General features: G+C 38.8%; 29 protein-coding genes, 1 other RNA gene and 3 pseudogenes. 26 read left to right on the top strand and 7 right to left on the bottom strand.

The window, feature by feature from the left end; all coding sequences use genetic code 11:
* Positions 1–150: 150 nt before the first annotated feature.
* Genes S3O_RS0103660 through S3O_RS0103645 form a run of 4 tightly spaced genes read right to left on the bottom strand, consistent with a single transcriptional unit; the run spans position 151 to position 2,791 of the window.
* A complete protein-coding gene (locus tag S3O_RS0103660) occupies positions 151–1,092 on the bottom strand; it encodes a tetratricopeptide repeat protein (protein WP_010597710.1) in 942 nt (313 codons plus the stop codon).
* Complete coding sequence (locus tag S3O_RS0103655; protein ID WP_083827632.1) at positions 1,089–1,721, bottom strand: uroporphyrinogen-III C-methyltransferase; 633 nt, start codon at positions 1,719–1,721, stop codon at positions 1,089–1,091. The genes S3O_RS0103660 and S3O_RS0103655 overlap by 4 nt, the downstream gene beginning before the upstream one ends.
* A gap of 20 nt (positions 1,722–1,741) precedes the next feature.
* Complete coding sequence (locus S3O_RS0103650) at positions 1,742–2,032, bottom strand: hypothetical protein (protein ID WP_029463629.1); 291 nt, start codon at positions 2,030–2,032, stop codon at positions 1,742–1,744.
* Positions 2,033–2,080: 48 nt separating this feature from the next.
* Positions 2,081–2,791 (bottom strand): uroporphyrinogen-III synthase, encoded by a 711-nt coding sequence (locus S3O_RS0103645; RefSeq protein ID WP_268869437.1) that lies wholly within the window; start codon positions 2,789–2,791, stop codon positions 2,081–2,083.
* 206 nt (positions 2,792–2,997) lie between these two features.
* Here S3O_RS0103645 and S3O_RS0103640 point away from each other — a divergent pair, with 206 nt between their 5' ends.
* The 3 genes and pseudogenes from S3O_RS0103640 to pyk all read left to right on the top strand — a co-directional run bounded on the left by S3O_RS0103640 (position 2,998) and on the right by pyk (position 6,166).
* A complete protein-coding gene (locus tag S3O_RS0103640; protein ID WP_010597706.1) occupies positions 2,998–3,501 on the top strand; it encodes a hypothetical protein in 504 nt (167 codons plus the stop codon).
* A gap of 108 nt (positions 3,502–3,609) precedes the next feature.
* Positions 3,610–4,750, top strand: a pseudogene (locus S3O_RS13565) (phosphoglycerate kinase).
* 177 nt (positions 4,751–4,927) lie between these two features.
* Positions 4,928–6,166 (top strand): pyruvate kinase, encoded by a 1,239-nt coding sequence (gene pyk / locus S3O_RS13560; RefSeq protein WP_202798016.1) that lies wholly within the window; start codon positions 4,928–4,930, stop codon positions 6,164–6,166.
* A gap of 31 nt (positions 6,167–6,197) precedes the next feature.
* Here pyk and fur read toward each other — a convergent pair whose 3' ends face one another.
* On the bottom strand, positions 6,198–6,668 hold the full coding sequence (gene fur, locus S3O_RS0103625) for a ferric iron uptake transcriptional regulator (protein ID WP_010597702.1): 471 nt from the start codon (positions 6,666–6,668) through the stop codon (positions 6,198–6,200).
* Between the two features lie 97 nt (positions 6,669–6,765).
* Between fur and S3O_RS0103620 the strand changes: the two genes are divergently transcribed.
* Positions 6,766–7,074, top strand: a complete 309-nt coding sequence (locus tag S3O_RS0103620; protein WP_156792724.1) for an outer membrane protein assembly factor BamE — start codon at positions 6,766–6,768, stop codon at positions 7,072–7,074.
* Between the two features lie 93 nt (positions 7,075–7,167).
* Here the strand turns inward: S3O_RS0103620 and S3O_RS0103615 are convergent, their stop codons facing one another.
* Both S3O_RS0103615 and S3O_RS0103610 read right to left on the bottom strand, forming a co-directional pair.
* A complete protein-coding gene (locus S3O_RS0103615) occupies positions 7,168–7,458 on the bottom strand; it encodes an RnfH family protein (protein WP_192805873.1) in 291 nt (96 codons plus the stop codon).
* Positions 7,459–7,460: 2 nt separating this feature from the next.
* The gene (locus tag S3O_RS0103610; protein ID WP_010597699.1) at positions 7,461–7,910 is read right to left on the bottom strand and encodes a type II toxin-antitoxin system RatA family toxin; all 450 of its coding nucleotides are present in this window, start codon (positions 7,908–7,910) and stop codon (positions 7,461–7,463) included.
* 83 nt (positions 7,911–7,993) lie between these two features.
* On the opposite strand from S3O_RS0103610, the gene smpB reads away from it, so the two are divergent.
* The 22 genes and pseudogenes from smpB to S3O_RS0103535 all read left to right on the top strand — a co-directional run bounded on the left by smpB (position 7,994) and on the right by S3O_RS0103535 (position 22,300).
* A complete protein-coding gene (gene smpB, locus S3O_RS0103605) occupies positions 7,994–8,470 on the top strand; it encodes an SsrA-binding protein SmpB (RefSeq protein ID WP_010597698.1) in 477 nt (158 codons plus the stop codon).
* A 46-nt stretch (positions 8,471–8,516) separates the two neighbouring features.
* Positions 8,517–8,920: a transfer-messenger RNA gene (ssrA, locus tag S3O_RS16325) on the top strand.
* Between the two features lie 163 nt (positions 8,921–9,083).
* Entirely contained in the window at positions 9,084–9,731 is a 648-nt protein-coding gene (locus S3O_RS18665) for a tyrosine-type recombinase/integrase (RefSeq protein ID WP_010597697.1), read from the top strand.
* On the top strand, positions 9,710–9,976 hold the full coding sequence (locus S3O_RS18660; RefSeq protein WP_328264332.1) for a tyrosine-type recombinase/integrase: 267 nt from the start codon (positions 9,710–9,712) through the stop codon (positions 9,974–9,976). Before S3O_RS18665 ends, S3O_RS18660 begins: the two co-directional genes overlap by 22 nt.
* A 10-nt stretch (positions 9,977–9,986) precedes the next feature.
* Positions 9,987–10,277 (top strand): annotated as a pseudogene (locus S3O_RS18655) (tyrosine-type recombinase/integrase); the annotation flags it as partial.
* A gap of 39 nt (positions 10,278–10,316) precedes the next feature.
* A complete protein-coding gene (locus S3O_RS0103595; protein WP_010597694.1) occupies positions 10,317–10,562 on the top strand; it encodes a hypothetical protein in 246 nt (81 codons plus the stop codon).
* Between the two features lie 552 nt (positions 10,563–11,114).
* Positions 11,115–11,327 (top strand): annotated as a pseudogene (locus tag S3O_RS16320) (helix-turn-helix transcriptional regulator); the annotation flags it as partial.
* 104 nt (positions 11,328–11,431) lie between these two features.
* Entirely contained in the window at positions 11,432–11,650 is a 219-nt protein-coding gene (locus S3O_RS17730) for a hypothetical protein (protein WP_192805872.1), read from the top strand.
* Entirely contained in the window at positions 11,617–12,174 is a 558-nt protein-coding gene (locus S3O_RS0103585) for a DUF3631 domain-containing protein (RefSeq protein ID WP_010597692.1), read from the top strand. The genes S3O_RS17730 and S3O_RS0103585 overlap by 34 nt, the downstream gene beginning before the upstream one ends.
* A complete protein-coding gene (locus S3O_RS20335) occupies positions 12,158–12,298 on the top strand; it encodes a DUF3631 domain-containing protein (RefSeq protein ID WP_083827630.1) in 141 nt (46 codons plus the stop codon). The genes S3O_RS0103585 and S3O_RS20335 overlap by 17 nt, the downstream gene beginning before the upstream one ends.
* 448 nt (positions 12,299–12,746) lie before the next feature.
* Positions 12,747–13,493 (top strand): carbamoyltransferase N-terminal domain-containing protein, encoded by a 747-nt coding sequence (locus S3O_RS15235; RefSeq protein WP_010597691.1) that lies wholly within the window; start codon positions 12,747–12,749, stop codon positions 13,491–13,493.
* A 7-nt stretch (positions 13,494–13,500) separates the two neighbouring features.
* Positions 13,501–13,698, top strand: coding sequence for a carbamoyltransferase N-terminal domain-containing protein (locus S3O_RS20330; protein ID WP_083827629.1), 198 nt, complete (start codon positions 13,501–13,503; stop codon positions 13,696–13,698).
* 47 nt (positions 13,699–13,745) lie between these two features.
* Positions 13,746–14,396 carry a carbamoyltransferase C-terminal domain-containing protein gene (locus S3O_RS15230; RefSeq protein WP_010597689.1) on the top strand — a complete coding sequence of 217 codons (651 nt, stop codon included), beginning with the start codon at positions 13,746–13,748 and terminating at the stop codon, positions 14,394–14,396.
* A 19-nt stretch (positions 14,397–14,415) separates the two neighbouring features.
* Positions 14,416–15,627 (top strand): hypothetical protein, encoded by a 1,212-nt coding sequence (locus S3O_RS0103575; protein ID WP_010597688.1) that lies wholly within the window; start codon positions 14,416–14,418, stop codon positions 15,625–15,627.
* Positions 15,628–15,666: 39 nt separating this feature from the next.
* Positions 15,667–17,319 (top strand): MBL fold metallo-hydrolase, encoded by a 1,653-nt coding sequence (locus S3O_RS11090; protein ID WP_010597687.1) that lies wholly within the window; start codon positions 15,667–15,669, stop codon positions 17,317–17,319.
* Entirely contained in the window at positions 17,316–18,140 is an 825-nt protein-coding gene (locus S3O_RS11085; protein WP_010597686.1) for a TauD/TfdA dioxygenase family protein, read from the top strand. The genes S3O_RS11090 and S3O_RS11085 overlap by 4 nt, the downstream gene beginning before the upstream one ends.
* A gap of 41 nt (positions 18,141–18,181) precedes the next feature.
* Entirely contained in the window at positions 18,182–19,306 is a 1,125-nt protein-coding gene (locus S3O_RS0103560) for an ATP-grasp domain-containing protein (protein ID WP_010597685.1), read from the top strand.
* Positions 19,237–19,491, top strand: coding sequence for a hypothetical protein (locus S3O_RS0103555; RefSeq protein WP_156792723.1), 255 nt, complete (start codon positions 19,237–19,239; stop codon positions 19,489–19,491). The genes S3O_RS0103560 and S3O_RS0103555 overlap by 70 nt, the downstream gene beginning before the upstream one ends.
* 53 nt (positions 19,492–19,544) lie before the next feature.
* A complete protein-coding gene (locus tag S3O_RS0103550) occupies positions 19,545–19,889 on the top strand; it encodes an AMP-binding protein (protein ID WP_192805871.1) in 345 nt (114 codons plus the stop codon).
* Positions 19,865–20,524 carry an AMP-binding protein gene (locus S3O_RS0103545; RefSeq protein WP_083827627.1) on the top strand — a complete coding sequence of 220 codons (660 nt, stop codon included), beginning with the start codon at positions 19,865–19,867 and terminating at the stop codon, positions 20,522–20,524. The genes S3O_RS0103550 and S3O_RS0103545 overlap by 25 nt, the downstream gene beginning before the upstream one ends.
* Positions 20,466–21,287, top strand: coding sequence for a non-ribosomal peptide synthetase (locus S3O_RS0103540; protein ID WP_192805870.1), 822 nt, complete (start codon positions 20,466–20,468; stop codon positions 21,285–21,287). The genes S3O_RS0103545 and S3O_RS0103540 overlap by 59 nt, the downstream gene beginning before the upstream one ends.
* A complete protein-coding gene (locus S3O_RS0103535) occupies positions 21,245–22,300 on the top strand; it encodes an SDR family oxidoreductase (RefSeq protein ID WP_083827625.1) in 1,056 nt (351 codons plus the stop codon). Before S3O_RS0103540 ends, S3O_RS0103535 begins: the two co-directional genes overlap by 43 nt.
* The last annotated feature ends 6 nt before the right edge of the window (positions 22,301–22,306 follow it).

Raw genomic sequence — 22,306 nt, 5'->3', positions numbered from 1 at the left:
CTATAAAAAGTGGTGAGCTTGTCTAGGATATAGGAAAATACCTTATTAAAAAGCTAAAAAATAAACGATTTATTAAAAAACCAAGATGTCTGCTTACTATACAAAAACGTTCTATCGTTTTTTATTTTTTATCATAATAATGGTTATTGTCTATAAATGATCTTTTGTGTGTAATAAATAAGTAGCGGTTTGTTTGGTTACAGGCGAACCGAGCGTATTTTTCGCAGATAATGCTTTTTTAAAATAGTTCAATGCCTCAAGAGGTTGGCCTAAGGTTTCGAATAACTCACCGAGCGCTTGATAACTTTCTGCGGTTTCAGGGGAATAGATTAAGCTAGTTTCTAGATAATCTCGTGCTTTACCCCAAAGTTGTAAACGTTGACAAATACGGCCGAGGCTGATTAAAAGAGTCGAGTCATGTGGATGTTTCTTTAACCATTTTTCTGCTGCGACTAATTGATGATGTGGACGAATACTTTCAATTTGACCATAGAGTTGAACTAATGGGGGAAACCATTCTTTTTTTAAGAGGGTGCGTGCAAGCTTCTCCGCTTGTTCATTTTCATTTTGTTGAATCAATGCTTGAACGGTGTAATAAAGAAAAGCCGTTTCTTTTTTTAAACGTGTGGGCAATAGGTTCCATTGTTGGTTAAATGGTTCAATGCCATTTGCGAGCGCATGTTGTAAGGTTTCTTGATAATGTTGCCGTTCTAAAGCGTAGCGTTGTGGTTTTGCAATCCAATTTTTTTTCTCAAAAGGGGCGAGGGATTCGAGTGGAACACTTGCGTGTAAATCGGACGGTGAAAACAGTGAAAATAAATTTTGAATCGCTGTCGTTTCTTGTTTTTTTAATTGCCGATGTGCTTGCCAGAGGCGATATCGTTTAGGAAGCGAAAAAAGTACGATCATCGCACGAACTAAAAAATAGATCAGAATAAAACTGAGTATCAAGCCAATAAGGACCAGCCAAAGGGGGATTTCAATGGCGAGTGTTTGGCGAGTAATCAGGACATAGCCTGGGTCGGATACAGCAGCAATCCCTATCCAGAAAGCGGCAGCGAGGATAATGAGAAAAAATAAAAATTTTTTCATTGTGTCGATTCCGGTTGAGCCGAGTTTGGATCCGCTTGCAAGTGGTTTTCCAAAGTCTCGATCGCCGATAAGATTGGATCAAAATCCAATTTAGGTAGCGATATCGTTACTTTGGTTAATTTTTCAAGGATATTGAGCGTATTTTGGGTGATTTGCGCGTTTGTATCAAAATAGCGTTGAATCAAGTTTTGGAGAGTCGTTAAGCTCACACGATAAACAGCGCCATTAGCGTGTAACAGCGCCCACTGTGTTTGTTGTAAATACAGTTGAAGATGATGTTGCAGTAACCGTGTTTGCTGTGTTTGCTCTTCGGGTAATAATGGTTCCAGCGGTTGATCCAAATGACGAATGACGACCAGTTGTTTAAAGCTTTGTAAACTATGACGTAAATTCTCAATCCAGGTCGCAGAAGAAGGCATTTCACTGCTTTTTTCAGGGCTAATATTCAGCGCTGTATTTTTTATTTCAGGATGTGGTGTTCTTAACGGAAGCGCCAGGATTTGAGTTTGCAGAGTATTAAGCTGTGCTAGAGTGGATGTGAGATCAAATGAAGGCGTTGCTTGCAGTTGGGCGAGTGTTTCCGCCAGTAAACGCCTTAAGCTTTCGACTTCGGTGCCATGGGTTGCGATCTCTTTTAATTGCTGATTTGCTAAAGTGCGGTGATAGCACTTGGATTATCTTTTAAATAAAACAGGCTGTAGTAACTTAAATAGAGAAGCGGTTTAATTAAATGAACACGGACACTCTCTTGTTTTGCAAAAAGTTGTTCCTCAAGACGTTGCTGAGTTTGGGAAAATGTTTGTTTTAAATGTTGCTGTGCGGTTTGTAATTGAAGATTTTTAGCTTCAAGTTGCATTAAACTCGTTTGTTGTGCACGTAACGTGTGTTGAATCTGCCAACCGAAATAAATCACGCCACTCAATAGTCCCAAACCGAACAACCATAAAAAACCGGTGAGGGCGATGCGTTGGCTTCTCTTGAATTGAGATTATTTCTTGTTGGGACTCAGGTTCCATAGTGATTTCTCCGTATAGGAAAACAAACAATGCAAAATGGCTTGATCACTTGCATTATCCGCTATCAGTGGTTTTTTTACAAAGCCGATCTGTTGAGAAAACTGCGCTACCCGTGGACTGACCACAACGAGTGGTTTTTCAAATAAAGCCGATTTCCAGTAAGGATAGAGGAGCGTGACAAGATTTTCTATTCCGGTCGTGCTCGTGCCTAAGAGGATATCTACTTGATCAACTAGAGGAAGCGATGAATCTAAAACAGATGGACAAATACGTTGATAGGTCGTGATCCGTTCAATGTGGGCGCCCCGCTGGGTGAGCACTTCAGCAAGATGTGAGCGTCCTTTTTCTCCTTGGAATATTAATCCATTTTTTTTTTCAATGGCTTGTAAAATAGGTAATGCGCTGAGTCCTTCACTATTAAATTCTGTCCTTGGAAGATGATCAACTGTGAAATGATGGTCAGCAAGGGCTTGTGCGGTGCTGGGTCCCACGGCAAGCAGTTTAAAACGAGCACGTGCTTGGTTGAGGAGCTCTGTACAAAAAGGTAACGCGGTGGTTACACCATTTGGACTTAGAAAAATAATAAAATCGGCCGTTTTTATTTTTTCAATTATATTTCCGGGATCGATTATTTTAATCTCAACGGTCGGGAAGCGAATCGGTATTCCACCATGCTGTGCAATGTGCTTGCAGAGATCGGTCGCTTGATGAGCCGGGCGGGTGATGAGGACACGAAGTTTAATGTTTTCATTTAATTTGAGGATGCTGGCTTTATTTACAGCAAATCAAGTCATTTGCCTGATAAAAAAACATAATATGGACAATTGTATTCTTTTTTCTAAGAGTTTTATAGAATAAATTCAGAAGATTTCAGACAAGGAATGTCATCATGCCAAGTTTTTCTTCGCAATTAAAAAAACGGAATTCTCAGCGCCGCGGAAGTTATACTCTGCCACACTTATCCGATTCGACCGACCCTTCTTTTAGGTCATTTTCCAATTATGAGTGGGATTCGGCCTATCCGAATCGTCAACAGCAATTAGCCGAGCTCAGAGGCGAACTGAATCGTAGTAAGTGTCGTATCTATAATGATGAGTTTTTGCAAGTAGAGGAAATCAATGCGTTGCTGCGCGCGCCTTTCCCGAGACCAATACAAGAGGAAATTTGGCAAGAAATTCGAACTGAGCAAGCTCTCCATAATACTTATGTCAGACCAGGTGGCGGCGCTATAAATAACGAGCCGCTGTATGAAGAAATTATGCCGGTCAACCAAGCGCTGCAAACCGCTCATTCAGAACAAGGTCCTTATGTTAATTATGATGTTATCTACGAACTTGCATTCAAAAAAGCGCTCGGTCTCGAGTCGACAAAAATTAGTAGTGATAGATTTTAATCAATAAATAAAAAAATTTAATTTAAGGCGGTCAGGATTTGTCCATAGGGTACCTTCGACTTAGCTTTTACGTTAGACTAAAGTTCGTTTATTTAATTTTTCTTGCTTATGGCTCCTTTTTTACGGCTAACCGATTTAGATTTACACCAGAAGCGGGTGTTAATTCGTGAAGATTTAAATGTCCCGCTTGAGCAAGGACGCATCATGAATGATGCCCGGATTCGGGCGGCACTGCCTACTTTGCGTTACGCTTGGCAACACGGTGCTGCCGTGGTGATTTTGTCACATTTGGGTCGTCCAGAAGAGGGTAAACTAACCCCCGCACTTTCTTTAGCGCCCGTCGCTGAGCGTTTGCAGCAATTGTTAGGACAACCGGTCCGTTTTGTTGAGCATTGGATTGACGGATTTCCTTTGACTCCTGGAGATATCGTTCTTTGTGAAAATGTTCGTTTTGAGCGTGGTGAAAAAGAAAACGATCCTTTGCTCGCTAAAAAAATCGCTCAACTCGGTGATATTTTTGTGATGGATGCCTTTGCAACGGCGCACCGTTGTGAAGCTTCTACCGTCGGTGTGGCCAACTTTTCAAAGCAGTGTTGTGCTGGATTACTTCTAAATGCCGAATTACAAGCACTGTCTCGTGCGTTACAAGATCCCCAAACTGCCTTTGCTGGGATCTTTGATCGAAAAGTCGAATGTCTTGATTCTCGGCGGGGGTATCGCCAATACTTTTCTCGCTGCGCAAGGTTTTTCCTTAGGGACGTCGTTAGTTGAAAAAGAGTTAATTCCCACCGCACAACAACTGCTTGCTTTAGCGGAGGAAAAACAAGTGACGGTTGCTTTGCCCGAAGATGGAGTCATGGCGAAAGAAGTATCGGCAAAGGCTATCGGGCAAATTAAAAAAATTACTGAAATGGACGAAGACGATAAACTATTAGATACCGGTCCTGTGACGAATCAACGCTATCAGCGTTTAATCAAAGCTGCGGCGACAATACTTTGGAATGGTCCAGTCGGTGTGTTTGAATTACCTAATTTTGAAATGGGAACACGTGTGCTCAGTCAAACGATTGCCACTAGTCAGGCGTTTTCGATAGCGGGTGGTGGTGATACGTTAGCCGCCATCGAAAAATATGGTATCCGTGATAAACTTTCTTATATCTCGACAGGCGGCGGCGCGTTTTTAGAGTTTGTAGAAGGAAAACCGTTACCGGGATTGCAAGCTTTGCAAAAATGTATAAAAAATTCTTAGAGTCGTATCACCCATTTTGATATTCACTACCAGGACAAATTGAGAACCGATGATGAAAACATTTAAACGAACAAAAATTGTGGCAACACTCGGTCCTTCTACCGATAAAGACGGGGTGTTAGTCAAGATGATGATGTAGCACGCTTAAATTTTTCACATGGTAAAGCCGAAGATCATATTCAGCGGGCCAAGCAAGTGCGTGAGTGTGCAAAAGCCGTGGGTCGAGAAATTGCAATTATGGCTGATTTGCAAGGACCTAAAATTCGAATTGCTCGGTTTAAATCAGGAAGTGTGTTTTTAAAAGAAGGCGCACAATTTATCCTCGATGCGGATTTACCCAAAGAAGCGGGAGATGAGAGTGTTGTTGGGATTGATTACAAGAATTTACCCAAAGATGTACGGCGTGGTGATACCCTGCTTTTAGATGACGGTCGTTTAGTTTTAAAAGTCAATAAAGTTCAAAAAAACAAAATTATATGCCAAGTGGAAGTCGGAGGCACCTTATCAAATAATAAAGGAATTAACCGCAAAAATGGTGGCTTGTCGGCAGAAGCATTGACAGCAAAAGATAAAATGACAGCAAAAGATAAAAAAGATTTAAAAGTGGCCGTTGCGCTGCAAGCCGATTATATTGCTATTTCTTTTCCCCGTAATGCCTCGGATATGCAAAAAGCTCGCTACTTATTAAAAAAAGCCAATAGTCATGCGGGTTTAATTGCCAAGATAGAGCGCAGTGATGCGATCCCGCTACTGGATGAAATCATTCAAGCGGCCGATGCGGTAATGGTAGCGCGTGGCGACTTAGGTGTTGAAATTGGTGATGCGGAGTTGCCTGCTGTGCAAAAGCAAATTATTCAACGTGCCCGCTCTTTAGATAAAGTAGTTATTACCGCGACACAAATGATGGAATCGATGATTCATAATGCGATTCCAACGCGTGCCGAAGTCTTTGATGTGGCGAATGCCGTGCTCGATGGGACCGATGCGGTTATGCTTTCCGCTGAAACGGCGACAGGAGATCACCCGGCAAAAGTGGTAGAGGCCATGACCCGAATTTGTTTAGGGGCTGAAAAACAGGCGAAAACACGCGTGTCTAAGCATCGCGTGGAATGTCAATTTGAACGAGCAGATGAAGCGATTGCGATGGCTGCGATGTACACCGCGAATCACTTTGACGTACGGGCGATTGTTTCTGGGGCAACACCGCTTTGGATGTCGCGTATTCGCTCTGGTATCTCTATTTATGCCTTAGCACACAGTATTCGTACCACACGCCGTTTAGCGCTTTATCGGGGCGTTTACCCGCTTTATTTTAATATTGATGATCTCAATCCGATTAATCCGATTTGTGATTTAGCGTTAACAGAACTCAAGCAGCGCGGCCTTCTAAAAAAACGTGATCGACCAATACGTTAAAAGTGTTAGAAGTGAGTTAAGTTTTGTTCTGTCAATCAAGTACTGAGTCTTTTTGATGGCAAGGTTTGCATACGCCATAAATAATTAGGTTATGATCGGTTATATGATAACCCGCTTTTTCTGCAACACTTTGTTGTCGTTGTTCAATAATGTTATCTATAAATTCATCGACTTTGCCACATTTTGTACAGACTAAGTGGTCATGGTGGCTTCCTTGGTTGAGTTCGAATACGGAATACCCTTCCTCAAAATTCTGGCGCTGAACTAAACCGGCCGTTTCAAATTGAGTCAGTACGCGATACACCGTCGCCAGTCCGATGTCTTCACCGGAGTCTAACAGGGTTTTATAAATATCTTCTGCACTTAAATGGTGGGTGTTGGCTTGGTTAAGTACTTGCAAAATCTTGGTGCGAGGCCCGGTAATTTTCAGACCGACTTCACTCAGTTGTCGTTTGCTTAGAAACGATTTTTTCACTTTTCCATCTGATGATTGGTTTTTCATTGTTTTATCGCTAAACTGGCCTCTCTTTAACTGCTGCTTGAAGGATAGCGTTTTTACGCCTGGAACAAAACCCAATATTTATGTAATCTTTATTTTTATGAAAAAATTACTCACCAGTTTCTTTTTATTTTTATCCTTAACCGCTTGCGCGCTGGTTTATCGACCGGATATTCAACAAGGGAATATCATCAAGCAGTCTACCATAGACCGCTTACGGGTCGGTATGACGAAAGAACAAGTGCGTTATCTTTTAGGTGATTGCGTGTTACGACCCGTTTTTCAGGCGAATCGCCGCGACTACGTCTATTTTGTACAGCCTAGTCATGGAACCGCTAAAATACAATCGGCCACCTTAATTTTTGAAAATGGGCGCCTGGCGCGAATAAAAAAACAAGGTTTTGTCTAAGTAATCTCTAAGCGGGTATCCTGAATAAAGTCGGGTACGGAACGAGTTTGGTCTTGCGATACAAGTGTGGTTGCGTGGGGGGAGGGTGCGCAATTACGTCGGCGAGCGATTTTTTTGCTGTTTTTTGGCACGTAATGCGCGATTATGTTTGGGGTCCAGACGAAGTGGACGATAGATCTCGATACGATCCTTAGGTTGAACCGGGTAATTTAATGGTCGAATTTTTCCAAAAATACCAACTTTATTACGCGATAAATCAATTTCTGGACAGTGTTGTAATATTCCGGAACTTTGAATGACGGTTTCAATTGAGCAAGGGTACGGTACCGTAACGGGAATCACCCAAGCTTGGTTGGATTGTGCAAAGACGACTTCAACTTGCATACTCATTCTGCCGATTTTAAGCGTTTGCCATAAACTTGTTGGGCGCGCTCTGAAAATGCACGGACCAAAGACTGCGCAATTTGCTCAAAAATAGGCGAAAAAGCGAAGGCAAGTAAATGACTGGTAAATTCAAAGTCTAAATTTAAACGTACCCGACAACCTTTATGGGTCGGTGAAAAGGACCAAAAACCCTCCAAATGCCGAAAAGGACCATTGACGAGGCTAATCATAATCATTTTATCTTTTTGTAAACGATTCGAGGTGGTAAAGGATTTGGAAAGGCCTCCGCCACGGAGCGTTAAACAGGCCTCGACGCGATCTTCTTCGCGACAGACCACACGGCTTTCGGTACACCAAGGAAGAAATTCGGCATACGCTTCAATACGATTGACGAGCTCGTACATCTCTGCCACATTGTAGGGCACTTCTAGGGTTTCTTGAATCGTTGGCATAGTTACTTCATAGACCCACTTCCTAAGATTTGCTAGTTTAGTGAGTCTGACAACAAAAGTGTAAATAGGCGAGAGTATATCGTATGAATTCGAAGAAATCATCGCAGGAGTCAACCATTGCCTTAAACCGGCGCGCACGACACGATTATTTTATTGAACAGAGTTTTGAAGCGGGCTTAGTTTTACAGGGTTGGGAAGTGAAAAGTCTACGCGAAGGTCGTGCGCAACTTAGTGAAAGTTATGTCGTTTTAAGAAACGGGGAGGCATGGCTGTTAGGTTGCCATATTACCCCTTTGCCGACTGCATCCACCGCGCACAGTCGACCGGACCCCACTCGAACCCGTAAACTGCTGCTTAAGGCACGAGAAATCCATCGCTTCGCTGGAAGTATTGCCCGACAAGGTTATACGCTGGTTGCCCTCAAGCTTTATTGGAAGGCCAATCGTGTCAAGTTAGAGGTCGGTTTAGCCAAGGGTAAAAAAGAGCATGACAAACGATCAAGCCTCAAAGAAAAGGACTGGCAACGTGAGAAAATGCGTCTAGAGCGCTACGCACGGTAGAAATCACTTAACAGTAGGGAGACAAAATAGGGTATAATAAGGCTTTGGGGGCGATCGGCTTCGACGTCGGTTACAAATCCCAAGGTGCATGTCGAGGACGCAACTTGGCCTCGTTAATCATGTTGCAAACTTATAGTTGCAAACGACGACTATATCCACGCTGAAAACGTTGCAATTGCCGCCTAATAATCGGTAAAACGCAACGCTTGCGCCGTCTAAACCACGGCAGGCGCCATGAACTTTCCAGGCTTGTATGGGAGGGGATTGGTCATATATGACAAGCTCGTGGTTGAGTTTGTTTACGGCAAAAACTACTAAATTTTAGTAAACTCGTTGCTGGGCTTCCTGTCAATCGGAGGTCAAGTGATTAAATTTGAAGATTGGACTAAACATGTAGTACCAAGGGCAGCGGATTGGCGGACGTGGGTTCAATTCCCACCGCCTCCACCAATTTCTAATCCGAAAACTTCCCAAATTGTCTAAAACCCATTATTTACAAGGGGGTTTTTATTTATAGTTCTTCCAGTAAAGTTTAAGAAATACCCCCAATATCTAAGCGTAAGTGGGGATATAAATGGGGGGATTTATATATCCCATAATAAGATACCCCAAAATGTCACTTAAAAATGTAACAATACGCAGTGCGAAGCCTAAGGAAAGAGCTTATAAGCTTGCTGATGAAAAAGGATTATTTTTATTTGTTAAGCCAAATGGTTCTAAGTCTTGGCGGTTTAAATATCGTTTTGCAGGTAAAGAAAAGCTGTTATCAATTGCTCTCTACCCTGAAATTAGTTTGGCTTATGCCCGAGACTCTCGGAATAAAGCTAGAAAATTACTTATTGAGAAGATAGACCCAGTACTTACTAAACAGGCGTCTAAACGGGCGGCAAAACTAACCGCCGAAAATAGCTTTGAATCCATAGCGCGAGAATGGTATATCAAACATTCTTCTAAATGGACGCCGAGTCATGGTGAACGGATTATCCGACGTTTAGAAAAAGATATTTTCGCTCGGCTTGGTCGACGTCCTATCATAGAAATTACCACAGTAGAATTACTGAATACGTTACGTCGGGTTGAAAGCCGAGGTGCAATAGAAACTGCACATAGAGCACATCAAAACTGTGGACAAGTATTTCGCTATGCTATTGCCACAGGCCGAGCAGAGCGAGATGTTTTGCTTGGCTTGCGTGCCGCACTGCCACCTGCCAAGAAAAGACATAAAGACATCACGCATCGATTATCAAACCACAGGCAATAGGCGAACTTTTACGCGCCATCAGTGATTACCAAGGATATTTTGTAACAAAATGCGCATTGCGTTTAGCGCCATTGGTTTTTGTTCGTCCAGGTGAATTGCGTAAAGCCGAATGGACTGAATTTAATTTTGAAGCTTCTGAATGGCGTATTCCCGCCGAGAAAATGAAAATGCGTGTTACGCATATCGTTCCATTGTCTACACAGGCTATTTTTATATTAAGAAGAGTTACGGCCATTAACGAGTGACGGAAAATATGTTTTTCCAAGCATTCGCAGTCTAAAACGCTCTATGCCTGAAAACACAGTGCTTGCAGCGTTACGCCGTCTCGGTTACGACAAAGCCGAAATGACGGGGTATGGTTTTCGCAGTATGGAGGCGACACTATTAAATGAACAAGGCTGGAATCGTGATGCGATTGAACGACAGCTTGCGCATGCAGAACGTAACAATGTGCGTGCAGCCTACAACTATGCTGAATACCTTTCTGAGCGTAGAAAGATGATGCAGCACTGGGCGGATTATTTGGATAAGTTAGCACAGATATAAAAGCTATTTGATTTAGCTTAAGTAAAAAGGAATGTTTTTATGGATATACAAAAAAAATTAGTGTCGGATTATAAAAAATGGGTTGTTCTAGGAAGTTGTAGCCGCAAATTGCCGCTAGCCTTATTTTGGGTATTAGCACTGATGTTGCTTTTAGAGAAGGCTCGCCGTTTGAGTGGGGAGAACTTTATTTTTATATTAAAGAAGTGGAGGAACTTTGCGAGGCACTTTGTGGTAATAGTGGGTGTTGGTGGAATTATAAAGATCGAAGCATCTTTCAGCATGTAGATGCATTAAAAATTGCATCGATGTAATTTCTGATCTTCTTGAGATAATTAGAGGAGTGTTTATAAATTACACAATAGATGACCAAAAAATATTTATTAGATAGCATCCTTATCTAGCAAAAAAGCTTAAGTTATCAATATCAGAATTAGAGTCGGTCGACAAAAAGCTACCTAAAGTTATGCTTCCTGAGTCATAAAGGAATACGATGTTAAAAATTATACTAGGCATGGCAAAAAAATGCTTATGGTTATGATTCATCAGTAATGCGAAATCCTGCTACTGGGAGTAACAAAGCTAGCATAAGAGCTGGGTTACAATCTGTCGGGTTAGATGTTACTGAAGATACAATATGTAAATACTTAACCGAAGCAGCGGATTTATTTTCTACTACTAAGTCACGTGATACTTAGATTCTTAACCGAATCGGTTAATTGGCTAGCCAAATTCGGCCAACTCTTATTCTACTTTGCTTAATCTCTCTACGTTTAATAACACACAGAGAGGTATTAACATGTCTAAAATTCTAAGACTTCCCGCAGTAAAGAAAAAACTGGAAAACCCAGATCATCACTTTATCTTATGGTAGCCAAAGGTGAATTCCCTAAACCTATTAAGCTTGGAAAACGTTCAGTGGGTTGGCTTGAATCGGACGTTGACGCATGGATAGAAGCGTGTATTAAAAAAGCCGAGCGGAAGGTAAAAATAACGATAAATAATAGTGTAGATTGTAATATTGAAGGAGTTGTTAAGTTGGTAAACAGCTAGGTATTCCACTTGCCCTGCTTGATAAACTTGTAAAAAAAGAACGCAGTGCACATGATGCTTGTGCTAGTGAAATATTTCCAGTCATTGAAGCTTGGCATGAAGAGGTGAATGGTAAAGCTTTATTAGATGAATTAGAAAAGACTATTAATCGTTTTATTACATTCCCATCCAGCTATGAAGCTAAAGCAATAATATTGCATATTCTTTTTACTTATTGCACCAATGTTTTTGATTATTCGCCTATTCTTAACGTTTGTTCTCCGGCAGCAATTTTTCGCTCAATCGATAAATGGAACTTGATGAAGCAGATACTTTTTTACTAGATAATGAAGAAATGCGTGGAGTTATAAATTCAGGTCATGAGCGCGAATCAGCTTATGTTATACGGTGTGTTGGCGATAAACATGAAGCAGTTCGCTTTAATACCTGGTGTCCTAAGGTGATTGCAGGCATTGGGCGTTTGCCAGAAACAATTGAGGATCGATCTATTGTTATCCAGTTACGTCGGAAGCTTAGCAATGAAAAAAAAGTTAAGCTACGAGATATTTCAAAATTAGTATTTCAACAGCTGGTTCAAAAATGCATGCGTTTTGTAGCGTATAATATGGAAGTTCTAGGAAAAATTAAACCTGTTATATCTGAAACCTTAAATGATCGAGCGGTTGATAATTGGAGCCCTTTAGTTGCTATTGCTAAGCTAGCCGGACATGAATGGCTAGAGGTAGCAACAGAAGCTGCAGTTCAATTGTCTGATATTAAGCGAGAACCTATCAGTGTTGGAGTTGAGTTATTGCAGGATATAAAGAATATTTTTGCTATCAAAAATCTAGATCGTTTATATATATGAGTTATTAGAGGCACTCTATGCAGATACAGAAGCACCTTGGGTGACTTATAGCCAGGGAAAACCTTTAACTGCTAGGCAACTGGCAAGTCAGTTAAAGAAATTAGCATTCATAGTAAAGATATGAGAATACCGCCATTGAATAGAACTTAAAATTTTTATGAGACTTTTTTCTCGTTATCTTTCGTCGTGTTCTCAGGAAGGAATTTTAAGCGCGACAAGTTAATAATGACAAACTTTTAAATGGTTCTATGAGAGACAAAGATAGTTTGTTGTAGATAGAAGACAGGGTTATTCTGTATGGAATAAAGATTTTTGTGTTGTCGCGGATAGAGGCGCTAATACTTTTTAAAGTAAATGGGTATAACTAAAAATTATTGTAGAAAAGTATTCATGGAAAGAAAGTTCTGTATGCTATAGTTTTTGTTTTGAATTTATTTTTTATTTAAACAGCACCCGTTTTAGTTTTTTGAAAAAAGGAATGTACATTGAATATATTAGGATATAGTGGATTGCATGGTGCTATAAACTTTCGTAAGAGCTTCTATAGCGATTTTACGGAGCAGGAATATCGCATGTGTCAAGGATTGGATTCAGCTGCTTGTATTATGGTTGATAATCAGTTAGTAGCCGCTGTTGAAGAGGAGCGTTTTAATGGAGAAAAATATACTTGTAATTTTCCTATCAATGCAGTTAATTATTGTTTACAGAAAGCAGGGTTAACTTTAAGTGATTTAGATTATATTTGCCATGGATTTAATTACCAGCCTTATCATTCATTATTTTTAACGACACAGGATAGTCGCTTATATTACCAGCAAGTTCTCGATAATCACCTACAAATCGATTTATGGCAAAGCCATTTTCCTAGTTCATTTATTAGTGACAAGTTTGTTTCGGTTGATCACCATTTGGCACATGCAGCAACAGCGTATTATCCAAGCCAATTTGACTCGGCATTGATTTTAATTGCTGATGGTATCGGTGAAATACATAGTCTTTCATTATTTTCTGCTGAAAATGGAAAAATCAATTTGCTGAAAAATTATAATTTATTTAGTTCGCTGGGTGTATTGTATTCTCAAATTACAGCACATTTAGGTTTTTATATTAACTCTGATGAATATAAAGTCATGGGTTTAGCACCTTATGGAGATAAGAAAAGATATCAACAGTTATTTAATGAAATTATTGAATATCGTGATCAAGGTCATATTTTTATTAAAAAGTTTAAATTAAATACAACAGAAACTGATAGACAGACTGGCCGTGGTTTTCGGAAATGGTTAATCAGAGAATTTTTTTGCACCGCGTGCACCTGAATCTGCTATTACGCAAGAACATAAAGATCTGGCAGCAGCCTTACAGAATACACTAGAAGAAGCACTCTCACATATTCTTAGTTTTTGGCAAGAAAAAACTGGTTTAGAAAAGCTTTGTATGGCTGGGGGCGTTGCTTTAAATTGTACGGCTAATGGCAATCTTTTACGTAAAGCTTTGTTTAAAGATATCCAGGGACCGCTATAGGGGCGGCTATGATCCAAGCTTATCAAAAGGGAAGAGGTCTTCCCTGTATGTCGCCTTTTGATTTACCTTATTTTGGCCCAGATTTTCATGAAGATGATTATAAAAAAGCAATTGTAAAGTTTACTGGCCAAATTACATATAAAGAGTTTTCTCTTTCCGAAGTTATTAAAGAAGCAGCAAAATGGATAACAAGTCGCAAGATAATTGCTTGGGTACAAGACCGTATGGAGTTTGGGCCTAGGGCTTTAGGTAATCGTAGTATATTGGCGGACCCTACTGATCCTAGCATGCGTGATCGTATTAATTTATTGATTAAACAGCGAGAATCTTTTCGTCCTTTTGCTCCTTCAGTTAAATTTGAAACGGCCCATCATTATTTTGATATACCTTGTGGACGTGAGTTTCCACATATGCTTTATACAGTACCAGTTAAAGATGAATACAAATCCATTTTACCAGCGATTACACATGTCGATGGTACTGCACGTATTCAAACAGTCAATAGACGTTACGCTGAAAAATATTGGCTTTTACTCGATGCAGTTGAGCAATTATCGGGTATTCCTTTAGTACTTAATACTTCTTTTAATATGAGAGGACAACCCATTGTGTGTACGCCAGAAGAAGCAATTAGAACTCTAATTTTGGCAAAACTTGATGCATTATTTATGGGTAATTTTTTGATAACTGTTAATTAGGTAAGTTTATTTTTATAAAATGAAAAATATTATTAGTTTTTTCCTCATAACGCTGTCTATCTATTTACCTCAAGGTATCTTTTTTGTAGGGACTGCAGGTTATTTTTCCAATTTTAAAAATCCACTTATCCCCGTAGGTAATGTGTTTCTCTTGGCCATGGTTCCTTTTGTTATTTCAGCATTTTTTTTGGCGCCAAAGATGGATAAAATTTCAACTCATTACCAGCTTTTGGCAATAAAATGGCTACGCATAGTATTTTTACTACTATTGAGTGTAGGTGCACTAAACTATGAAAATCCATCTTATATTATTTATTTTGTCATTATTTTCTATGATTTGGGTTTTTTTATTTATCAAAGTACGTCGGCGAGAATTTCTAAAGCTATAGCTCAAAAAGTGTGTTTGAAACAGACTGAAAGCGTTAGTTTATTGGGAACACAACTTGGTATGGCTTTAGGTGCAATGATAGCAAGTTTTTTATTAAATATTTGGTCTTTAGCTGAGTTATTTTTTTTCGCATTTTTCCTAGAAGCTTTGGGCATCTTAGCAGTTTATAGCTATCAAGAGCAGGTTGTTCCTCTATCTACAATTGTCTTAGATAGAGAACCAGTAAGCTTTACTAAATTTATCCGCACTATTTTCCAGTCTGCGGGTAGGTTATTAATTTTTATGATATTTGTGTTATTACTACCTCTTCAGCAATTATTTAATTTAATTACGGGGCCCTGGGCTGCCATACGGTTTCATGATTTGGGTCAAATGTTAGGTTGGCTTGTTTGTGGGGTTGCACTGGGTGGCTGTTCTGCTTCAGCTATGATGATTTTTTATACCCGATTTAGAAACTCAATAGGACTTAAGTTTTCCCCCTTATTTCTTTTAATCGCTATTATCGGCTTATATTATTCATTCACGTTACCAACCTTATTTGTTTTTTCGATGCTATTTGGCAGTAGTTTTACGTTTTTACGCGTCATCGTCCGAGCTGCTTTTTTACAGGCCATAGAGACGAGTGCGATTAATTCAACTATTTTGTTGGCAACTATGGCATCGGTTGTATTAACGGTCATAGCTATTGTGTTATTAAGTTATGTGATTCACATAACTATTTTTCAGTTTTTTTTAGTCATTGCAAGTATTGCTTTTGTACAATTAGTGTTGATGCTTTATACAGAAAAAGAATATTTGCAGTCATGGTTTAAGACAGTAGTGTTCGATTGGTTAAATAAATAAATAAATTCATTTTTATTAAATAAGGATATTAACTTACCAATGTTTAGATTCTATTATTTAAAGCGCAACATTGTTATTGAGCCTTTAATTGCACGTTATTATGCTTCTCCTTATTTAGTTAGCCCATGTAGCGCGCCACGTTTTTTTAGTTACTTAGTTAAAAAGCTGTTATTTTCTTTTTCTCGTGCGCCTGAACAACATGAGCTTATTTTACAAAATAGCCGGATGCAAGGAGGGCCTTTTGTTTCACTGCCAAGTAAGTGTCTTCTTGAAGTAAAAAATTTACTGGCTGAGTTACAGGAAGATTTGCAAGATCTTTTTGCAGTTGCAGATGCGCAACAAATGCTTTGGCAGCTGCTTGCTACAGCACAAGGTGAAAACTTGGAGACTTGGATTGATAAAATTCCTGTGCCCTTACAAGGGGTAACGGAACTTTTTTATGAGCGTTCAGGTCGTGCTAGTTATCGAATAGATGAAGCACTTTTTTATCACACGAAAGCTTATTCAGTTGCATTACAAGAAATATTGCTTTATCCGTTGCTCAACGATAAGCGAGATTTTGTACTAACTACACCACGCTTAGAAAAAGATAATCATCTTTTTATTAAAATTCAGCATGATTCAGAAATTTTGAATAAATTGGTGCAGGCAAGGTTTGATCCTGTTCCAGATATTTATCCATTGGCTAATGCATTAGGTTTAGTTGAGAAAGATTGTGTGTTGTTTAGCTCTTTTTTTGAGTGCGCTACAGAGCCTACACGTAGACGAAAAGATGATCGACCATCTGGAAATGGGGTAATGAAAACACGTTATTGGGGACATGCCTGTGTTGAGATAACAACAGAAAGTACCACTATTTTGCTGGATCCACTCGTAGCTTACGAGTTTCCTGGTTTAACCGATAGACGTTTAACTTTATTTGATTTACCAGAATCGATAGATGCAATAGTGATTACTCATTTGCACTTAGATCATTTTTGCATTGAGACTTTACTTCAATTGCGTAGTCGAGTAAGTGTAGTGATTATTGCAAAAGCGAAGGGAGGTACACCGATTGATCCCTCACCAAAGTGGATTTTGCATCAACTTGGTTTCAAAACTATTGTTGAACTCGATAGTACGGAGTGTTATAGGGTTGGAGATATGGCCATCACAAGTTTTCCCTTTTGTGGTGAACATGGTTGTTTAGATATTACGAGTAAATCTATTTTTAAAGTTAGTAATGATCAAACAAATCTCATTTTTGCTGCTGATGTTAGAACGGCTGATACTGCACTGTTGCGCCATATTGCAAAGCTTTGTGGTCCAGTGGATTATTTATATATGGGCATGGAATCAGAAGGTGCACCACTTTCTTGGATTTATGGCCCATTATTAGATGAACCGATTGATCGTAAATGGGATCAAAGTCGTCGCCTCAACGGTTCCAATGCAGATTTAGGCTTAAAACTGGTTCAAGAGTTCAAGCCTAAAAAAGTTAATATTTATGCATTAGGTCGAGAACCTTGGTTATCACATTTGATGAAAGTAGATTGTGATGAAAATGCACCTAATCAAAAAGAAATCAATTATTTTTCAGAGCAGTGTAAACAACAAGGTATTGTAGTTGAGACTCTCTTTATATACGCGACTGAATATTTAAATCAAGAAACTACATCATCATTTGCTAAAGCTTGTGAGGAAACAATATGAATATAAGACATGGCATTGACTTAAAAGTAGCTTTAGATGAATCATTAGCAAAAGAGATTAAGCAACTATTAATAGATTATCAGGTGATATTTTTTAAAAAACAGTCAGCTTTAACTGCTGAGGAATATATTCGGTTAGTTAGAAAAATTCATCAGCCTATGTGCCATCCTTTTATTTCAACAGAAAAACCCTTAGTGCCAGGAATTTCTCCCTTTCAACCTTATCCTGAATATCCAGAAATTACAGGGATTTATCACAGTCGTGATAATAAGGGTAATCTAAATGAATGGCATAGTGATCTCAACTGGCTAGAGCAGCCTTCTTATGGTTCGGTATTGCGTGCTAAAGAAGTACCTACAGTTGGTGGAGATACTATTTTTTGCAGCATGACTGCTGCTTATGAGGATCTTTCTCCCGAATTAAAAATACAATGTGAACATTTAAAAGCGTACCATGATTTTACACCAATTTATCAGGCTATGTTCATAGAAAAACCAGATGAATTAAGGAAAATGCAGGACTATTATCCTGCACAAGCACACCCAGTGATACTAACTCATCCCTTATCCGGTAAAAAATCTATATTTGTCAATCGCGTTTCAACCACTAAAATTTTGCAGATGGCTGCAGAAGAGAGTCGTGCGCTGTTACAAATTTTATTTAATACCGCTAATAAACCAGAGTATCATGCACGTTACCGTTGGGAAGTCAATGATATTGCTTTGTGGGATAACTTAGCGACACAGCATTATGCCGTTTCAGATTATTGGCCGGCAACTCGGAAAATGGAAAGATTATCTTTATCAGGAATTTTGATCTAATTCTTACAAGAAGCTATTAAATAGCAGGAGGCTATTGAATAATGGTAAATAATAAACCACATCTTATATTTGTAGGGTTTCATCCATCTGCTGTAGATGCCATTGATTTTGTTAATTATCGTATCAGTATTATTGTGCATGAATATGTTGTCGATACCTTAGATGTGTCGATTCGTGATCGATTGACAGGTTTAGGTGTGCTCAAAGTGCCGCATAATATGAATTTGGAAGAATATATTGATGCGATGCCTGAGATTGAAGCATTAGCGGCTACATTAATTGAGCAACATGGCCGCCCTAAAGCATTTATTGCCTTATATGAACATGTCACTTTACCCGCCGCTTTATTGCGAAAAAAGTTTTCAGTGCCAGGTACTTCGGTAGATACGGCTATGTTATGCCGGGATAAAGTGAAAATGAAACAATGTTTGCAGGGTACGGCTATTCGTTATCCTCAATTTAAAGCAGTCGATAGCAGAACAACACTGGATGAAGTTAAAGAATTTATTCATCCACTAAAAGAAAAACTAGTATTAAAGCCAAGGGCACAAGCTGCGAGCGAGGGTGTTTTTGTTTTTAAAAGTCATGCCCAATTAATAACTCATATTGTCCAAAACGGCTTAGCTGATCGTTACCAACTTGAAGAGTTCATTAGCGGTGAGTTGTGTCATTTTGATGGAATTGTGCGTAATGGCACGCTGATTTTTTTTAGTGCATCGAAATATACTACGACTTGTTATGACTATGTAAATAATAATGTTCCTATGGCATCGATTACCATCGATAATGCTAAATTATTTAGCCAAGCTAAGTGTTTTACAGAGATTATTTTACGTCAAGTGGGTTTATGTGATGGAACTTTTCATTTAGAAGCTTTTCTTGTTCCCCAGGATGAATGGATATTTTTAGAGATTGCTAATCGTTTTGGTGGTGCCGGTGTGGTCCCCCTCATGAAAAAAGTTTATGGTGTCGATTTAGTTAAAGAAACTATTTTAGCGGATATGTTAGAGCCCTCCGAAATAACACGGCCCATAACTACTTTAGATTGTAATTTTTCTTCAGCGTGGCTTTATATCCCAGTACCGTTAAAACAGGTTTGTCAAGTTACTGCCGTTTTGGTATCGATCAGCTTCCGGAAGCGAGTATTGTCGCGTCAGATAAAGTAGTGGTGGGGCAGTGGTTAAATCAGAGTGTGGGTCCTTTTCCACACGCGGGACGTTTTTTTATTAAAGATGAAACCTACGATAAAGTTAAAGCAGTTTGTGAAGAAATAGTTAAAGTGTACCGAGTTTCGGTAACCACTAAAGATAACATAGAAAACAGTTTAGTTAGCGCTCCCACTCGCTCTTGACATGGAAAACAGCGATGATGCAAAAATCATTAGTAGATATATTAAAAACTAGGTTGAATTCCTTTTCTGATGAAGTGGCTATACAGGATGATGTGCGTGTATATACTTATAATACACTGGTCAGGTTGGCAATTAAGATTGCTGCTTTTTTAAAGCAATGTGGTGTTGATATAAATCACCCTGTTGCGATTGAGTTGCCACGTTGTGCAGAGTTAGCGGTTCTTGTTGTTGCCTGTTTATTCGCGAAAATTCCTTTCCTATTGATCAATAGGACATGGCCCACATTAAAAAAAGAAAAACTCATTGCATTAACTAATCCGTTTATAAAAATTAGCTTAGACAAAGGTGATTTTGCTTTCTCTGATACCGATTTATTTTTTTTACCAGTAAAAATATAAAATTTGAATACAAAGAAAATGCAATTCCTTTACTTGGGCAAGAGGATTTCATTGCCTATTTTGCTTGTTCATCGGGGAGTTCGGGAGAAATAAAGTGCGCATTGATCGGGGCGAAAGGATTATTTTTATTAATGCGCAATCAAGGCAATTATTTTGGATTGGTTCCAGGAAATAAAGTTTTACAAGTCGCTAATCCAGCTTTTGACGCGATTATTTCTGAAATATTTGTAACTATTTGGTCAGGTGCAAAACTTAGAATTGTTTCGGTAGAAGATAACTTAGTAGTTCCAACATTGTCGATGTTACTTGAAATTGAGTCTGTTGATTTAATTACATTGACACCTTCTGTTGCGCGAAAGATAAAACCTGAATTATTGTTTGATGTTAAAACATTAGTATTAGTAGGTGAAATGATTGATCCCGCATGGATAAAGGTATTTGTTGGAAAAGTTCGACTGATTAATGCTTTTGGTCTCTGTGAAGCGACTGTCTGTAGCCATATGTATGAAATCAACGATAGTGAAATGGCAACTTGTATCGGCATGCCATTATCTCCTGTTGATGCCCGTGTGGTGGATGAATGTGGAAAAACAGTGCCAAAGGGAGGATTGTGGCGAGTTATGGTTGTACGGTGATCTCGTAGGTTATGGCTATTTAGAAAAAAAACTTCAGGAAGATACTTTTTTTTATGATAGTCAACGCCAGATGAGGGGATTTAAAACTAATGATATTGTTAAAGTTGATGCGCATAATCGATTTTTTTATTTAGGACGTCGTGATCAACACATTAAACTACGTGGGCAAAAGGTCAATTTAAATGAAGTAAAGTTAACAGCTTTGCTATGCAAAGGTGTTGAAAGTGCTCATGTTTTTCTATTAGAAAATAAGGATAAGCTTGTACTTGTCTATCAAGGTGAAAGTAATGAATTAGAAATGAGAAAACAATTAGCTAGTTATTTACCTAAAGTAGCTATACCCGAACTAATTATTAACTGTCATTTACCATTGAATGAAAACGGTAAATTGGATTTATTGGTTTTAAAAAAGCTAATTGCAGAGCATAGACGAATTAAATTCCATGAGGCTGTTGAGCAGAATGCTGGCCGAAGAATTTGGGAAGCTATACTAGAGCATAATGATTTTTCAGATAATGATAATTTTTTTGATATCGGTGGTGATTCTTTAAAAATTGTAGAATTAATGAGTGGTTTTTATGAAATATCAGGAAAAAAACTGAATTTATCTGTATTTCTTAATGAGCCTACGTTAAGGTATTTCAATACCTTACTTACTATTGAAGCGAAAACTTTAGATCCAGTCAAGTTATTACATCGACAATGCGATGAAATAAGACAATGGCACCTTGCGCTGAAAACAAGGCTGTCAAAACCGTATTGATGACAGGTGCTAGTGGTCGAGTAGGTGCAGCCATTTTGTACCATTTTCTCATACATACGGATTTAAAACTTATTTGTTTAGGTCGTGGTTCTGCACATCGAATTTTTAAACAGATGCTCCTTCGTTGTCCACGCTTAAAAGTAGACAATCGCTTGTGTTGGATTACTTGTGACCTCAGTGATAGTACCGCGTTGAAGTATCAACTCAATACACACTTGAACTATGAGACGATTGATGCAGTGATACATTGTGCTGCTCAAGTTAATCATTTATATGATTTATCAAGTCTTTATAAGCCTAATGTGACAGCGACTTATCATTTGCTTGAATGGGTTCATTCGAAAGCCATTCATAAATTTATTTACATCAGCAGTACTTCGGCAATATCTCCTTTATTGAAGAAGGGTGGGCGGCATACTGGCTATGATCTAAGCAAAGGAGCGAGTGAAGAATTGCTAAACTATGCTGCGCAAAAGGGTTTAAATACGTGTATTCTTAAATTGCCTTTAGTTTATGACTTAAACCATGATTCGCCACAGATACTTAAAAAAGACCATTTTATTTGCAGATTATTACAATGTATTAAGATGCAGTTAATGCCCGATTTATCCGATCATCTTGCGATACTTGCTGCTGAAGATTGTGCTAAGGTAGTATCGGCATTGACGTTAACCACACAGCATTTACCGAACGAATTGGTATTGGCAGACGAAGGTATATCGTGGCAAGAATGCTTAAAAGCGTTGTGTCATTGCCAGCTACTTAAAACGTCTTATGCACATTGGCGCGAACAATTATTGCAAATAACGTCTGAAGAAATGCCATTAACTGCTTTTTTACCGCTTTACCAAGCAAATGCGCCATTTCATCATGTGATGTTTCCTACTTCATTCTCCTTAAAAGAGAATGAAACCAAATTAGAATCATTTTTAAATTCATTGGGAATATGTACATTGAACTCTAAAGAAGTATTGAGCCGGCTTTCTACTCTCTTACTTCCATTAAATGGATAAGATAAA

Origin of the sequence: Rickettsiella massiliensis 20B (assembly GCF_000257395.1) — a bacterium.
GTDB classification, from domain to species: Bacteria; Pseudomonadota; Gammaproteobacteria; order Diplorickettsiales; family Diplorickettsiaceae; genus Diplorickettsia; species Diplorickettsia massiliensis.
This window is presented reverse-complemented; position numbering and strand designations above follow the sequence as displayed.